Annotated in this window: 14 protein-coding genes and 1 pseudogene; 7 read left to right on the top strand and 8 right to left on the bottom strand. The window is 70.0% G+C overall.

Annotated features, from left to right (window positions below; genetic code table 11):
- Positions 1 to 107 precede the first annotated feature (107 nt).
- Positions 108 to 1,019: a Ppx/GppA phosphatase family protein gene (locus V6M46_RS03680; protein WP_332662415.1), complete on the bottom strand. Its 912-nt coding sequence runs from the start codon at positions 1,017 to 1,019 to the stop codon at positions 108 to 110.
- A 59-nt stretch (positions 1,020 to 1,078) separates the two neighbouring features.
- Here V6M46_RS03680 and V6M46_RS03675 point away from each other — a divergent pair, with 59 nt between their 5' ends.
- From V6M46_RS03675 to V6M46_RS19595, 3 genes are read left to right on the top strand one after another with little or no spacing between them, the layout of a single operon-like run.
- On the top strand, positions 1,079 to 1,822 hold the full coding sequence (locus V6M46_RS03675) for a hypothetical protein (RefSeq protein ID WP_332662414.1): 744 nt from the start codon (positions 1,079 to 1,081) through the stop codon (positions 1,820 to 1,822).
- A gap of 42 nt (positions 1,823 to 1,864) precedes the next feature.
- A complete protein-coding gene (locus V6M46_RS03670; RefSeq protein ID WP_332662413.1) occupies positions 1,865 to 2,503 on the top strand; it encodes a VOC family protein in 639 nt (212 codons plus the stop codon).
- 33 nt (positions 2,504 to 2,536) lie between these two features.
- Positions 2,537 to 2,623, top strand: coding sequence for a hypothetical protein (locus V6M46_RS19595; RefSeq protein WP_442880436.1), 87 nt, complete (start codon positions 2,537 to 2,539; stop codon positions 2,621 to 2,623).
- Between the two features lie 23 nt (positions 2,624 to 2,646).
- Here the strand turns inward: V6M46_RS19595 and V6M46_RS03665 are convergent, their stop codons facing one another.
- From V6M46_RS03665 to V6M46_RS03650, 4 genes are read right to left on the bottom strand one after another with little or no spacing between them, the layout of a single operon-like run.
- Positions 2,647 to 3,345, bottom strand: coding sequence for a class I SAM-dependent methyltransferase (locus tag V6M46_RS03665; protein ID WP_332662412.1), 699 nt, complete (start codon positions 3,343 to 3,345; stop codon positions 2,647 to 2,649).
- Between the two features lie 48 nt (positions 3,346 to 3,393).
- On the bottom strand, positions 3,394 to 4,320 hold the full coding sequence (locus V6M46_RS03660; protein ID WP_332662411.1) for an NAD-dependent epimerase/dehydratase family protein: 927 nt from the start codon (positions 4,318 to 4,320) through the stop codon (positions 3,394 to 3,396).
- A complete protein-coding gene (locus V6M46_RS03655; RefSeq protein WP_332662410.1) occupies positions 4,321 to 5,334 on the bottom strand; it encodes a glycosyltransferase in 1,014 nt (337 codons plus the stop codon).
- Positions 5,327 to 7,192, bottom strand: a complete 1,866-nt coding sequence (locus V6M46_RS03650) for a hypothetical protein (protein ID WP_332662409.1) — start codon at positions 7,190 to 7,192, stop codon at positions 5,327 to 5,329. Before V6M46_RS03650 ends, V6M46_RS03655 begins: the two co-directional genes overlap by 8 nt.
- 113 nt (positions 7,193 to 7,305) lie before the next feature.
- On the opposite strand from V6M46_RS03650, the gene radA reads away from it, so the two are divergent.
- Together radA and disA are read left to right on the top strand one after the other, a co-directional pair.
- Positions 7,306 to 8,682: a DNA repair protein RadA gene (radA, locus tag V6M46_RS03645; protein ID WP_332662408.1), complete on the top strand. Its 1,377-nt coding sequence runs from the start codon at positions 7,306 to 7,308 to the stop codon at positions 8,680 to 8,682.
- Positions 8,683 to 8,725: 43 nt separating this feature from the next.
- A complete protein-coding gene (gene disA / locus V6M46_RS03640; protein WP_332662407.1) occupies positions 8,726 to 9,826 on the top strand; it encodes a DNA integrity scanning diadenylate cyclase DisA in 1,101 nt (366 codons plus the stop codon).
- A 3-nt stretch (positions 9,827 to 9,829) separates the two neighbouring features.
- Here the strand turns inward: disA and V6M46_RS03635 are convergent, their stop codons facing one another.
- A complete protein-coding gene (locus tag V6M46_RS03635) occupies positions 9,830 to 10,525 on the bottom strand; it encodes a hypothetical protein (RefSeq protein WP_332662406.1) in 696 nt (231 codons plus the stop codon).
- Between the two features lie 109 nt (positions 10,526 to 10,634).
- Here V6M46_RS03635 and V6M46_RS03630 point away from each other — a divergent pair, with 109 nt between their 5' ends.
- Positions 10,635 to 11,531: an A/G-specific adenine glycosylase gene (locus V6M46_RS03630; RefSeq protein WP_332662405.1), complete on the top strand. Its 897-nt coding sequence runs from the start codon at positions 10,635 to 10,637 to the stop codon at positions 11,529 to 11,531.
- Between the two features lie 73 nt (positions 11,532 to 11,604).
- On the opposite strand, the gene V6M46_RS03625 is transcribed toward V6M46_RS03630, so the two are convergent.
- Positions 11,605 to 12,144, bottom strand: coding sequence for a TetR/AcrR family transcriptional regulator (locus tag V6M46_RS03625; protein WP_332662404.1), 540 nt, complete (start codon positions 12,142 to 12,144; stop codon positions 11,605 to 11,607).
- A 68-nt stretch (positions 12,145 to 12,212) separates the two neighbouring features.
- Here V6M46_RS03625 and V6M46_RS03620 point away from each other — a divergent pair, with 68 nt between their 5' ends.
- Positions 12,213 to 12,539, top strand: a complete 327-nt coding sequence (locus V6M46_RS03620) for a DMT family transporter (protein WP_332662403.1) — start codon at positions 12,213 to 12,215, stop codon at positions 12,537 to 12,539.
- A 58-nt stretch (positions 12,540 to 12,597) separates the two neighbouring features.
- Here the strand turns inward: V6M46_RS03620 and V6M46_RS03615 are convergent.
- A pseudogene (locus V6M46_RS03615) lies at positions 12,598 to 13,062 on the bottom strand (NDP-hexose 4-ketoreductase); the annotation flags it as partial.

Here is a 13,062-nt window from a genome sequence, read left to right as displayed (position 1 = left end):
CGGGCCGCCGACTCGAAACCGCTTGCCGTCGACCCCGGGTAGACCGAGGAGGTCGACAGCGAGACGCGGATGGGTTCAGGCACGTGCCCAAGGCTAGTCCGGGGGGACTAGAGGGCGTCCAGATGCTCCAGCAGGACGCCTTCGCGCAGCGCCCAGGGGCAGATCTCCAGCTCGGTGAGGTCGAACAGGTCGATCGTCGCCTCGGCCACGATCGCGCCGGCCCTGATCTGGTGGGCGCGGTCCGGCGAGACTCCGGGCAGGCCGGCGATGTCCTCGGCCGACATCGTGGCGAGCTGCTCGACGAGTGGGGAGAGGTCCTGCTTGCGCAGCACGCGGCGTACGTACTGGCCCTCGCTCGCCGCCGCGGCACCGCAGATGCGGGCCAGGGACCGGAACGTCTTGCTGGTGGCGACGGCGCGGTCGAACGCGCCACCGCGCAGCACCGCCCCGGCCTCGTCGGCGATCGTCGAGCGGACGTGCAGCCGCAGCTCGGCGTGCGTACGACCGGCGTCGAGCCACTCACGGGTCAGCCGGCCGGCGCCGAGCGCCATGGACTGGGCGACGTCAGGAGTCTCGTCGCGGCCGACGGCGATCTCGAGTGACCCGCCGCCGATGTCGAAGACGCCGAGGCGGCCGGCGGACCAGCCGAACCAGCGGCGTACGGCCAGGAACGTCAGGCGGGCCTCGTCGTCGCCGGCCAGGACCTGCAGGTCGAGTCCGCTCGCCGCGTTGACCCGGGCGATGACGTCGTCGGCGTTGACCGCGTCACGCACGGCGGACGTGGCGAACGCGAGGATCGTGGTGCAGCCCTTGTCCTCGGCCTCGGCGCGCGCGTCCACGACGTACTTGACGAGCCGGGACACGCCCTCCTCGGTCACGGCCTGGTCGGCGTCGAGGTGCTCGGCGAGGCGCAACGGCTCCTTGTAGCTGTGGGCCGGTAGGGGTGGACCGCCGCGGAATGCGTCGATCACGAGCAGGTGACCCGTGTTGGAGCCGATGTCGAGGACGCCCATGCGCATACGTCCATCCTCTCACTGGCGTCGCGGGGGCCGTGCACCTGCGGACTACCATGAGAGGAATGCCCGAAGTCGAGCTCGGATTCCCGCGTACGTACGTGGAGTTCGCCAATCCCGCGGACCACGCCGAGGTCTTTCGCTGCGACCTGACCTGGCTCACCTCGCGGTGGACCTGCATCTTCGGAGCCGGCTGCCCCGGCATCTACGAGTCGAGTCCCGAAGCCGGCTGCTGCACGCTCGGCGCGCACTTCGCCGACGACGAGGACGCGCAGCGAGTCAGCGCCGTCGTCGACAAGCTGACGCCGGCGCACTGGGAGCGGCACGACGAGGGGCGCCGCGGCGGCTGGACCGAGAAGGACGACGAGGGCGAGCTCAAGACCCGCGCGTTCGAAGGCGCCTGCATCTTCCACAACTCGCGCGGCTTCGAGGGCGGCTACGGGTGCGCCCTGCACGGCTACGCGCTCGACCAGGGCCTCAAGCCGCACACGACGAAGCCCGACGTGTGCTGGCAGCTGCCGCTGCGTCGGCAGTTCCGCGAGGTCGACCGGGGCGACGGCACGACGTACACCGAGACGCAGATCGGCGAGTACACCCGCGCGGGCTGGGGACCGGGCGGCGCGGACCTCGACTGGTACTGCTCCTCCAACACCGAGGCGCACGTCGGCCTGGAGCCGGTCTATGTCACCAACCGCGACGAGCTGACCGAGCTCATGGGCGAGGCCGGATATGCCGAGCTGGCCCGCTATTGCAGGGAGCACGAGGCCGGCGGGACCAATACACCACACCCGGCCGACCCGCACCGCTGACCCCCTGCACCACGGTGAGTCGCGGTCAGGCAACAATGCCGTATGCACCTCGATCACGTCTCGTTCGCCGTCGGCCCCGACGGCCTCGCCGGTACGACTGCAGAGCTCGGCCGGCTGCTGGATGCCAAGTTCATCGATGGCGGTGCCCACCCCCGGTTCGGCACCCGCAACATGATCCTGCCGCTCAAGAACCGTCAGTACCTCGAGGTCGTCGAGGTGCTCGATCATCCGGCTGCCGACAAGGCCGCGTTCGGCCAGGCCGTCCGTGCCCGCCGTGACGCCGGTGGCGGCTGGCTGGGCTGGTGCGTCTCGGTCGAGGACATGACCGAGGTCGAGCACCGCATGGGCCGCCACGCCGTGCCCGGCAACCGGCGACGTCCCGACGGCTACAACCTGGAGTGGCGCCAGATCGGCACGAGCGGCATGAAGGCCGACCCGCAGCTGCCGTTCGTCATCAAGTGGGAGAAGGACCCGGCCCAGCACCCGTCGCAGATGGCCGACTCCGAGATCGCGCTCACGGCGCTCGAGATCGCCGGCGACTCCAAGCGCCTCGCCGACTACCTCGGCGAGCCGGCCGTCGAGGCGCTCGAGGAGATCGAGGTTCGCTGGGTCGCACCGCACGGCACCCCCGGCATCCTCGCCGCCGAGTTCACCACCCCTGGCGGCGTCGTCAGGATCTGAGCGTGCACGTCCGCTTCGAGGCGGTCGGAGTACCTGCTGCCGGTCAAGAAGCCGGTCCGCACGGCCGAGGGCGTCGCCCCCGGTGACCGCGTGCTCCTGGACGTCGAGCTCGTCGACTGACCCTCCGGCGTGAGGCCGGTGACTTAGGGCTTGCGGGCTCGCAGCATCAACGAGACACCCGGCAGCTTGCCGGTCGGCAGGTATCGCTCCATGCCCACGATCGCGTGGAGCACACGATTGAGCGGAGCCGACACGGCCTCGATGTCGCTCCCGGCGTTCGACTTGCGACCGCGCTTCCAGGTGATCGCGGGTCGAAGGATCACGTTCCAGGACCTGACCTTCTCGATCGTGAACCCGGCATCCTCGAACAGCGTCGTCAGCGACTCACGGGTGTAACGACGCAGGTGGCTCACGGCGTCGTCATGCTCGCTCCAGAGCTTGGGATCCGCCGGTACGGCGATCAGCACGCATCCCCCCGGCTTGAGGACCCGCATCATCTCGTTGACCACGCCGGCGTCGTCCTTGATGTGCTCGAGCACGTCGTACGACATCGCGAGGTCGAACTGTGCATCCGGGATGGGGAGCTGCGTCGCATCGCCGCGTACGACATTGATCCCGCGGTCCTTGGCCATCTCGGCGCCGGACGAGTCGTACTCGAGAGCGATCGCCTGCCAGCCCAGATCCTCGAGCACGCTCGTGTTGCGGCCTGCTGCGGCGCCGATGTCGATGGCGCGTCCGGGCGTCATCCGCCTCAGCTCACGAGCGATCAGTGCCCGCCTTTCGCGAAACCACCAGTGGCTTTCCTCGATGACAGCCATCTGCTTGATCTCGACGGGATCCATGGGCGCCAGCCTAGTGGGGCAGATCGGCGCCGATGACGCGGAGGCGGATCACACCAGCTCCGCCAGCCGACCGTCCGCCAGCTGCCGCACGAGGTCCTGGACCACGAGGCCCACACCGGCCTCGAGCGGTGTGACCTGCCCGCTGCTCACCTGGTCGGACGCCTGCAGCCGGAGGTCCAGGAAGTACGGCCCGTCCGCCAGCCGGTGAATGACCGGGAAGGTCCGCCCACTGATCCGCCCGACGATCGCGATGAGCTCGGCGATGCTTGCCGCGCGCCCTGAGCTCACGACGCGGCGGGTCACCCGGGGCTCATCCAGCCGGGTCATACGGCCGATGTCCGACACCACCAACCTGGCCGCGTCGTCCACGTAGATGTAGTCACGCAGGGTCGGGAGCGGAGCGAAGATCGTCGCCGGCCGGTTCAGCAGCGCGCTCAGGGCGAGCTGCGTGACCAGTCCCTGTTGCTTGAAGACGTCCTGCCCCGGCCCGTACACGTTGGACAACCGACCGATCGACACCGGAATCCGGGACGCCAGGGTCTCGACGGCCAGCTCCTCCTGTGCGAGCTTCATCCGCCCGTACGCATTGAGCGGCCTCGGCGGTGTCGCGGAGTCGAACGGCGGATGGGCTGATCCCGCGTACACACCACCGGCCGATGAGACCAGGTAGAGCCCACCCCGACCCTGCGGCAGCCTGCCCGGCAGCCGTGCGCAGAACGACTCGAACACGCTCAGCTCGAGGTCGAGGTCAGCCTGGGTCGTCAGCATCATGCCGGCCCCGGCGGCCCAGACGATTCCCCAGTCGTCATCGCCGATCCAGTCGGCGAAACGCTCGAGCTCCTCGCCGAGAACCTCCGGGGCGTGGTCGGTCCCCCACGGGATCTTCGCCGAGGGGAACGCCCGCAACCCCGGGGTGCGGGCCACCGCTGAGCCGACGAGCCCCCCTGCGCCCACGACCCAGGTCCTGACCGTCATCTATTCGCTCGGCGGGTCGAGCGCGCCGGGGAACACCGTCTTGGGGTCGCTGACGACCAGATAGCTCGTCCGGCCCATGGAGCGGGCCGCGATCATGCCGATGTACTCGGCGATGACACCGAGGGAGAGCAGGATGAGCCCTCCACCGACCAGGCCCCCGACCATCACGGTCGTCCACCCATCGACCTGCACACCCCCCGTGGCCTTCCGTACGACGTAGAAGACGCCGAGGCCGAAGCCCAGGAACGCCGACATCACGCCGATGCCCGAGATGACCCGCAACGGCTTGGTCCCGGAGGAGAGCACCAGCCGCCAGAAGTGGGATGCGAGGCGTCTCGGCGTGTAGCTCGTGGCCGCCCGACCTTCTGTCCGCATGGGGACGGGCGCACTCGTCACCGTGGGCACCACCCAGGCGAGGGCCACATCGAGGTAGACGCCAGGTCCGATCGACGCCGCGACGACGCGGCCGACGCCGCCCGCCATGAGCCGGAAGCTGTGGAAGTCCGCGCCCACCGCCGCGTTGCCGACCAGCCAGGTGAAGACCCGCTTGGCCAGTCGCGACGCCAGGTTGCGGACGAACCCGTGCGGCGGCTGGTTGGAGGGATTGGCGTAGACGAGCTGGGATCGCGTCTCGTACGCCCGGTCGAGCATCGCCGCGATGTAGGCAGGATCGTGCTGGCCGTCCTCGTCCATCGTGACGACCCAGTCCGACCCGGTGGCGAGAATGCCTGCGCACGTCGCTGGATGCTGACCGAAGTTGCGGGAGAGCCAGACCGGACGCACCCACGAGTGCGTCGCCGCGAGCTCTCGGATGAGCTCGTCGCTCGCGTCGGCGCCGTGGTCCCACGCGAGCACGACGGAGTCCACGACGTACGCCAGACCGCCCGGCGTGCGTTGGACCGTGGTCAGGCTCGAGATCTCGTCGATCAGCCGTCTCAGAGTCGCCTCGCCGTTGTAGACGGGGATGACGACCGAGACCGAGATCGGCCGATCGGTCTCTGTGTGCTCACTCATCGGTGCCACCGTTCTCCTCGCCCCGGGCCACGGTGCAGGCTTCGCTCGCCGCTGCGGCGGAACGATCCGGTCTCCAGAGGACCTGGGGCGTGGCCGGGTGTCCTGACGCCCCCGATGCAGTCTTCCACTCGCCGGCGACCCGGTAGTCCTCCGACAAGTGGATGCCTGATGCGTCGAGCGCAGTCCCCGGAATGGTTCTCGCCCCGCGACGATCAGTCAACACCCAGGCCCGGGCCAGATCCGTGCAGTCCACATAGTTCAGGGCCTGGACGGCCGCCTTCTCGCTGCCTTCATATCCGCCGATCAGCCAGGCCTGGCCAAGCGTCCGGGCACCCAGTGCGTACACCAGCGTCGGCGACGCCCCCGTCAGGTCGATCAACGGTGTGCCGCGGACGAACCCGGCTTCGGCGCTGACGGTGCGAGCGTCGTCGACGTATGCGGCGAAGCCGGCAGTCAGCTTGAGGCTTGCACCATGGGGCCCGACCCGAGTGGCGACCGTGTTCTCACGGATCGGCTCGACCTGGCGGTATGGGTTGTTCGCCGCGTTGACCAGGAGCACGGCCGTCAGCACCTGCGTCGCGATCCCCAGCACGGCCAGCATCGTCACGACCCCCTTGAGCTCGCGGGCGACACCGACGAGGACGACGCCTCCGAGGACCCAGAGCAGGGCGGCGCTTCCGCTGGCAGCCCAGTAGTTGTTGTTCGTGCCCACGACGTACGCGCCCGGCATGAGGAACAGCACCGCAGCGACCCCGAGCTCTGCACGCGTGGGCCGGCGCTGGCCGATGAGTGCCATGGTCACGGCGATGAGCACCGCCGCAAACGGCAGGCTGAGCAACACCATCGTGCGGAACGGATCGACGCCGAGCAGCTGTCCCCAGTGACCATCGGCGAACACCGCAACGGCCACGGCCGACAGCATCGCCAGTCCGACGAGCGCGAGCCGCGTTCGCGGGCGGGCCAGCAGCGCGGCCGTCGCCAACAGCCCCAGGATCACCGCGATCCCGAGCGACACGATGATCAGCCGATGACCCATGTCGAGCGGATCGATGCGGAGGATGTCGCCGGGGGTGTGTCCGCCCCCGCCGAGTGCCGCCAGGAGGTCCGCGCCGGACTGCACGCGGGTGATGAAGTCGCGGACCGATCCGTCGATGGCGAATGCCGTCGCGGCCAGCAGCGCGGCGGCCACCGCCGCCGATCCGAAGACGAGCCGGACGTTCCGCACCAGCAGCGCGAACAGGACGATCAGCACGCCGACCGCGAGCGCCGACGTCGGCTTCGCCAGGAAGGCCAGCCAACCTCCAACACCGATGAGGACCATCCCCCACGCGGCCCGGGGCTCGGCGGAGACCGTCAGCAGCACTCCGATTCCCACGATGATCAAGGCCTGGAGGGCGAGGCCGTTGTAGCTCGGCGTCAGGACCCAGACGATGCCGAACAGTGCCAGTGACGCGGATGCGAGGGCCGCCGAGAGGCTGAGCCGTTGCCAGCGAGGTATCGCCCGTCGACCCAGCACGTGACGGACGACCAGGTCGCTCAACAGCCAGGCCAGGCCGAAGGTCAGGACCACGTTGAGCTGTCGCATCCGCGCGATGTCGGAGCCCACGAGCTCGAACAGCGGGTGATAGACGAAGCCGAACTGCGAGACGGACGGGGCTTCGAGATCTGGGGTGGCCATCGACACGAGGTAGTAGCCCTCGTCGGTGAAATCGATGCCCCGGTCGCTCGCCCACAGCATCAGCGCGATCATGACGACAGTGCCAAGCGCTGCGGCGATCGCCAGCGCCCGAGAGAGGGTCGAAGATCCGAGACGTCTTTCGAGGGGCGTGCCCTGGGCTTCCGACTGAGGTTCGGCCATCGAGTGGAGTCTAGGCCGTGGCCACCGGTGGCGACCCGGGGCGGTCCGGGCCACCGCATCCCGTTCGCGACCGCCTGAGCCGTTTCGTCCCACGCGTCGCCTAGCGTGGTGGCATGGCAGCCACGAAGACCGCGCGACCCGGATACGTCTGCGCGGACTGTGGCTGGACCACCAGCAAGTGGGTCGGGCGCTGCGGCGAGTGCCAGGCCTGGGGCACGGTCGATGTCGCCGCTCCCGTCCGCACCGGCCGCACACAGGCGGCTCCCGTCGTCACTCCCGCGGTCCCCATCAGCCAGGTCACGATCGAGTCCGCCCGGTCGACGACGTCCGGCATCGGCGAGCTCGACCGGGTGCTCGGCGGTGGCGTCGTGCCCGGTGCGGTGCTGCTGCTCGCCGGCGAGCCCGGGGTGGGCAAGTCGACGCTGCTGCTCGAGGTCGCCGCCCGATGGGCACGGGCCGGCCGCCGCACGCTCTACGTCTCCGGTGAGGAGTCCGCCGCGCAGGTACGCCTGCGGGCCGAGCGCACCGGCGCCGTCGACGACAACCTCTACCTCGCCGCCGAGACCGACCTCGGCGCCGTCCTGACACACGTCGAGACCGTCAAGCCCGGGCTCCTGATCGTCGACTCGGTCCAGACGATCGGCTCTGCCGATGTCGACGGGGTGCCCGGTGGCGTCACCCAGGTCCGCGAGGTGGCCTCGGCGGTGATCCAGCGGGCCAAGCGCGACAACATCGCGACGCTGCTGGTCGGCCATGTCACCAAGGACGGCTCGGTCGCGGGCCCCCGGGTCCTCGAGCACCTCGTGGACGTCGTGCTGCAGTTCGAGGGCGATCGCAGCTCCCGCCTGCGACTGCTGCGCGCCGTCAAGAATCGCTTCGGCCCGGTCGACGAGATCGGCTGCTTCGACCTCGTCGACGACGGCATCGTCGAGGTCCCCGACCCGACCGGGTTGTTCGTCTCCCGCCACGAGCAGCCCGTGCCCGGCACGTGCGTGACGGTCACGATGGAGGGCCGCCGGCCCCTGCTGGCCGAGGTGCAGGCGCTGACGGTCAAGTCCTCGACACCCTCCCCCAGGCGTACGTCGAGCGGGCTCGACTCGTCGCGGGTCGCGATGATCCTCGCGGTGCTGACCAAGCACTGCAAGATCAACCTGTCCGAGCTCGACGTCTACACCGCGACGGTCGGCGGAGCACGGCTCGTCGAGCCGTCGGTCGACCTGGCACTCGCGATCGCAACGGTGTCCGCCGAGCGGGAGTTCGCGGTTCCGGCCGACCTCGTGGCGATCGGCGAGGTCGGGCTCGCCGGCGAGGTCCGCAAGGTCAGCAATCTCGCCGCCAGACTCCGCGAGGCGGAGCGGATCGGGTTCCGCCGGGCAGTCGTGCCGGCCGGCTCCGAAGGCCTCGACGGGCTCCGGACCTCGATGGCGATCGCTGCCGTCAGCAACATCGAATCCGCGATGGCCTGTCTCGATGTCAGTCCTCCCTACTGAGCCGCATAGACTGTGTGCGTCCTGAGTGAGGTGGTGAGGCGCCATGGCGTCAGCAGCTGAGCGAGCCGCGGCGGCAGCCGAGGCTTCCGCGCGCCTGCGCGCGACGCTGGCCACCGTCGCACCGGGCACCTCGTTGCGTGAGGGACTCGAACGCATCCTGCGTGGCCGCACGGGCGCCCTCATCGTGGTCGGCCACGACCGCCAGATCGAGGCGATGTCGACCGGCGGCTTCGCCCTCGACGTGCCGTTCACCGCGACCGGCCTGCGCGAGCTCGCCAAGATGGACGGCGCGATCATCCTCGACCGCGACGCGACCCGCATCCTGATGGCCGGCGTCCACCTGATGCCCGACCCGTCGATCGTGACCCAGGAGACCGGCACGCGTCACCGCACCGCCGACCGGGTCGCCCGCCAGACCGGCGTCCCGGTCATCTCCGTCTCGGCATCGATGCACATCATCGCGCTCTACCTCGAGGACCTGCGTCACGTGCTCGAGGAGACCGGCGCGGTCCTGGGCCGCGCCAACCAGGCCTTGCAGACCCTCGAGCGCTACCGCAATCGGCTCGACGAGGTCTCCGACGCGCTGTCCGCCCTCGAGATCGAGGACCTCGTGACGGTCCGCGACGTCTCGGCCGTCGCCCAGCGACTGGAGATGGTCAGCCGCATCGCCGGCGAGATCGACACCTACGTCCTCGAGCTCGGCTCGGACGGCCGCCTGCTCGCCCTCCAGCTCGAGGAGCTCATCAGCGGCGTCGACGCCGAGCGTGAGCTGATCATCCGCGACTACATGCCCAGCGGCCGCCGCGGTCGTACGCCCGAGGCCGTCCTCGCCGAGCTTGCGGCGATCGAGTCGACCGACCTGGTCGACCTGGGCTCGGTCGCCCGTGCCCTGCGCATCGGCACCGAGGAGACCCTCGACACCCCGCTGGCCCCGCGCGGCTACCGGCTGCTCGCCCGCATCCCGCGCCTGCCGATCACGGTCGTCGAGCGGCTCATTGAGCACTTCGGCTCGCTCCAGAAGCTGCTGGCGGCCAGCATCGAGGACCTCCAGGCCGTCGAGGGCGTCGGCGACCTGCGAGCCCGCGGCGTGCGCGAGGGCCTCTCCAGGCTCGCGGAGTCCAGCATCCTCGAGCGGTACGTCTAACGCTCAGTCGGCCGGCTCGGTCGTGTTCTTCGCAGACGGCGTGGTCTTCGTCGGAGTCGGCGTGGTCTTCGTCGGCTTGGGCTCCGGCTTGCGCTCCAGCCTGAAGGTCGCCTTGCCCGGCTCCCCTCCGAGCGTGCCGATCTGAACCGTGTAGGTCCCCGGCGAGGCGTAGCCCTCCTTGGCCGTGCACCTGGCGCCGGACCCGCGGCCGGACCACGTGGCCGTGACGAGGGAGGCCCACCGCGGCGAGACCGCCACCGGCTCGTCGAGCAGGGGCGCCTTGCAGACCGTGGAGTCCCAGATCGCCGTCTTGTTGGCACTGATCACCGCGACCATGTCGGCGTCGGCGGGCCGCAACGTGCAGGCCTTCTTCTCGGTCGAGCTGACCACGAGGCCGATCTTGACCGGGGCCTTCGCGAACTGTCCGGGCTCGACCGTCGGCGTCATGCGGATCTTCTCCGGGTCGCACGCGCGGCTCGCGCTCACGAGCGTCACGTTGACGACGCCGTTGACCGGGCTCGCAATGGTCGGAGCGGCCGTTGCGGTCGCCGTCGCTGTCGCCTTGGCCGTCGGCTTCGGCCCCGCCTCGTCGTCGCCCCCGACGAAGCGCAGAACGAGCCATACGAGGGCGATCACGGCGGCGAGGGCGAGCAGTCGACGACGCCAGTAGACCTCCGCAGGCAACCGTCGCTGGCTCACAGGCCCACGCTATCTGCGGGTCAGGCCCTCGGGCGTTCCGACGCGCCATTCGAGGGGGCAGTGCCCGTGCCGTGCCCCGGATTCGCCCGCGTGCGAGGATCGACGGGTCATGACGACCCGCGCCATCCCCCTGCCCGTCGCCGACCTCGCACGGCTGCACGACGAGCTCCTCGACTGGTTCGGGCGTACGGCCCGCGACCTGCCGTGGCGACGCGATGCGGCGCCATGGGCCGTGATGGTCTCGGAGTTCATGCTGCAGCAGACGCCGGTGTCGCGGGTGCTGCCCGTGTACGAGGTCTGGGTCGATCGCTGGCCCACGCCGGCCGCGCTGGCCGCTGAGCCACCGGGTGAGGCGGTGCGCGCCTGGGGCCGGCTCGGCTACCCGCGCCGCGCCCTTCGGCTGCACGCCGCCGCCCAGGCGATCGTCGAGCGTCACGGCGGTGAGGTGCCCTCGTCCATCGACGAGCTGCTGGCACTGCCGGGCGTCGGCGCCTACACCGCAGCGGCCGTCTCGTCGTTCGCCTTCGGCGGCCGCGAAGCAGTGCTCGACACGAATGTCCGGCGGGTCTTCGCCCGGGTCGTGGGCGGCGAGCAGTTCCCGCCAGAGGCCGTCACGAGCGCCGAACGCGAGCTGGCCACCTCGCTGCTGCCCGTACGCGATGCACACCGCTGGGCGGCGGCCACGATGGAGCTCGGCGCGGTGGTGTGCACCGCACGGGCGCCGCGCTGCGACGAGTGCCCGGTCGCCGACCTGTGTCGCTGGCGGGCCGCGGGCTACCCGGCATACGACGGTCCGGCTCGTCGCGGCCAGGCCTGGCACGGCACGGATCGCCAGTGCCGCGGCCGCCTCATGGCGGTGCTCCGCGATGCGCCCGGTGCGGTGCCGAAGTCAGCGCTCGACCTGGTGTGGCCCGATGCGCTGCAGCGCGAACGCGCCCTCGACGGCCTGGTCGCCGACGGACTCGTCGAGCCACTCGACGACGACACCTACGCCCTCCCGAGCTAGCTCCTCGCTGGGAGTGACGTTCTGCAGGCGACACGCCGAGGCGGGCCTGCAGATCGTCACTCCCACCGGGGGCTTAGCCCAGGGCTGCGGCGAGGTCCTCGATGACCCGGCGCGCCTCGGCCTCATCGGTGTCGAGGGGACGATCGAACAACAGCCCGTTGATCGCGGCGTCCACGATCGCCGCGAGCCGTCCCGCGCGGTCAGCACTCGCCCCCGCGTTCCGCAGGTGCTCGGTGATGGCTTCGAGCCACACCTGATTGGATGCACGAACCGAGCCCACGTACGGCTCGCGGCCGAACAGGCCCAGGGCCGCCGCCTCGACGTACATCCGCTGGCACGCCTCGAGCTTGGTGGAGGTGAAGACGTCCCAGAGCTCGACGATCGCCGCCCGGACGGATGCCGATCGCGGCATCGCCCGGACGATCCGCATCGAACGCTCGTTGGACGTCGCCAGGACCGTCGCGATCAGCTCGTCCTTGGACCCGAAGTGGTAGATCAACATCCGGTCACTCGTGCCCAGGGCGGCGGCCAGCGGTCTCAGGCTCAGGCCGATCAGGCCGTGCTCGAGCACATAGTCCGTCGCCCGCTGGGCGAGGTCCTCACGCTTGGTCATGCGGCTAAACGTAGCATCTGCTACAGTGGAACATGTAGCGAGTGCTACAGAGAGAGTCAGGAACCACCATGTACTTCGCCGCAGCGCTTCTCGCGGTCGCCATCGCGACCGAGGTGTTCGCCACCGCCTCGCTCCCCCGTGCCCACGGGTTCACCAACCCGGGCTGGACCGCGATCGTGGTCGGCGGCTATGCCGTGTCGATCTGGCTGCTGACCGTCGTGGTCAAGGAGATCCCGGTCTCCGTCACGTACGCGATCTGGGCCGGACTCGGCACCGCCGCGATCGCCGTCGTCGGCGTGCTGTTCCTCGACGAGCCGGTCAACCTGGCCAAGGTCACCGCCATCGCCATGATCGTCGCCGGCGTCGTCCTGCTCAACACCCAGACGTCGCACTGACCTGGACACGACGAAGCCCCCGCAGCCGGGCTGCGGGGGCTTCGTTGCGTACGAATGACTACTCGGCGGACGCCTCGACGGCCGGCGGCACGTCGGCGGGCATCTCGAGGGCCAGATCGGCCTTGTTGCGACCCTCGAACGTGAAGACCGCGTCCGCGCCTTCGCCCTCGACGCCGACCAGCACGAGCTGGCCGGGCCGGAGCTCGCCGTAGAGCAGCTTCTCCGCCATGACGTCCTCGATCTCGCGCTGCACCGTGCGACGCAGCGGACGCGCACCGAGCACCGGATCGAAGCCACGCTTGGACAACAGGTCCTTGGCCTCCATCGTCAGCTCGATGTTCATGTCCTTCTCGCCGAGACGCAGCTCGAGCGAGTCGATCATCATGTCCACCATCTGCAGGATCTCGTCCTGCGTCAGCGGCGGGAAGACGATGATCTCGTCGACACGGTTGAGGAACTCAGGCCGGAAGTGCTGCTTGAGCTCGATCTGGACGCGTTCCTTCATCTTGTTGTAGGACCCCGC

Origin of the sequence: Aeromicrobium sp. (genome assembly GCF_036676885.1) — a bacterium.
Lineage (GTDB): Bacteria > Actinomycetota > Actinomycetes > Propionibacteriales > Nocardioidaceae > Aeromicrobium.
Note: the sequence above shows the minus strand (reverse complement) of the source record. Positions and strands in the feature narration are given on the sequence as shown.

Bases quoted from the DNA above. Each gene is read 5' to 3' on its own strand.
- radA (WP_332662408.1), top strand. From the start codon at position 7,306: ATGGCAGCCACGAAGACCGCGCGACCCGGATACGTCTGCGCGGACTGT.
- V6M46_RS03630 (WP_332662405.1), top strand. From the start codon at position 10,635: ATGACGACCCGCGCCATCCCCCTGCCCGTCGCCGACCTCGCACGGCTG.
- V6M46_RS03670 (WP_332662413.1), top strand. From the start codon at position 1,865: ATGCACCTCGATCACGTCTCGTTCGCCGTCGGCCCCGACGGCCTCGCC.
- disA (WP_332662407.1), top strand. From the start codon at position 8,726: ATGGCGTCAGCAGCTGAGCGAGCCGCGGCGGCAGCCGAGGCTTCCGCG.
- V6M46_RS03680 (WP_332662415.1), bottom strand. From the start codon at position 1,019: ATGCGCATGGGCGTCCTCGACATCGGCTCCAACACGGGTCACCTGCTC.
- V6M46_RS03620 (WP_332662403.1), top strand. From the start codon at position 12,213: ATGTACTTCGCCGCAGCGCTTCTCGCGGTCGCCATCGCGACCGAGGTG.
- V6M46_RS03650 (WP_332662409.1), bottom strand. From the start codon at position 7,192: ATGGCCGAACCTCAGTCGGAAGCCCAGGGCACGCCCCTCGAAAGACGT.
- V6M46_RS03660 (WP_332662411.1), bottom strand. From the start codon at position 4,320: ATGACGGTCAGGACCTGGGTCGTGGGCGCAGGGGGGCTCGTCGGCTCA.
- V6M46_RS03675 (WP_332662414.1), top strand. From the start codon at position 1,079: ATGCCCGAAGTCGAGCTCGGATTCCCGCGTACGTACGTGGAGTTCGCC.
- V6M46_RS03655 (WP_332662410.1), bottom strand. From the start codon at position 5,334: ATGAGTGAGCACACAGAGACCGATCGGCCGATCTCGGTCTCGGTCGTC.
- V6M46_RS03665 (WP_332662412.1), bottom strand. From the start codon at position 3,345: ATGGATCCCGTCGAGATCAAGCAGATGGCTGTCATCGAGGAAAGCCAC.
- V6M46_RS03625 (WP_332662404.1), bottom strand. From the start codon at position 12,144: ATGACCAAGCGTGAGGACCTCGCCCAGCGGGCGACGGACTATGTGCTC.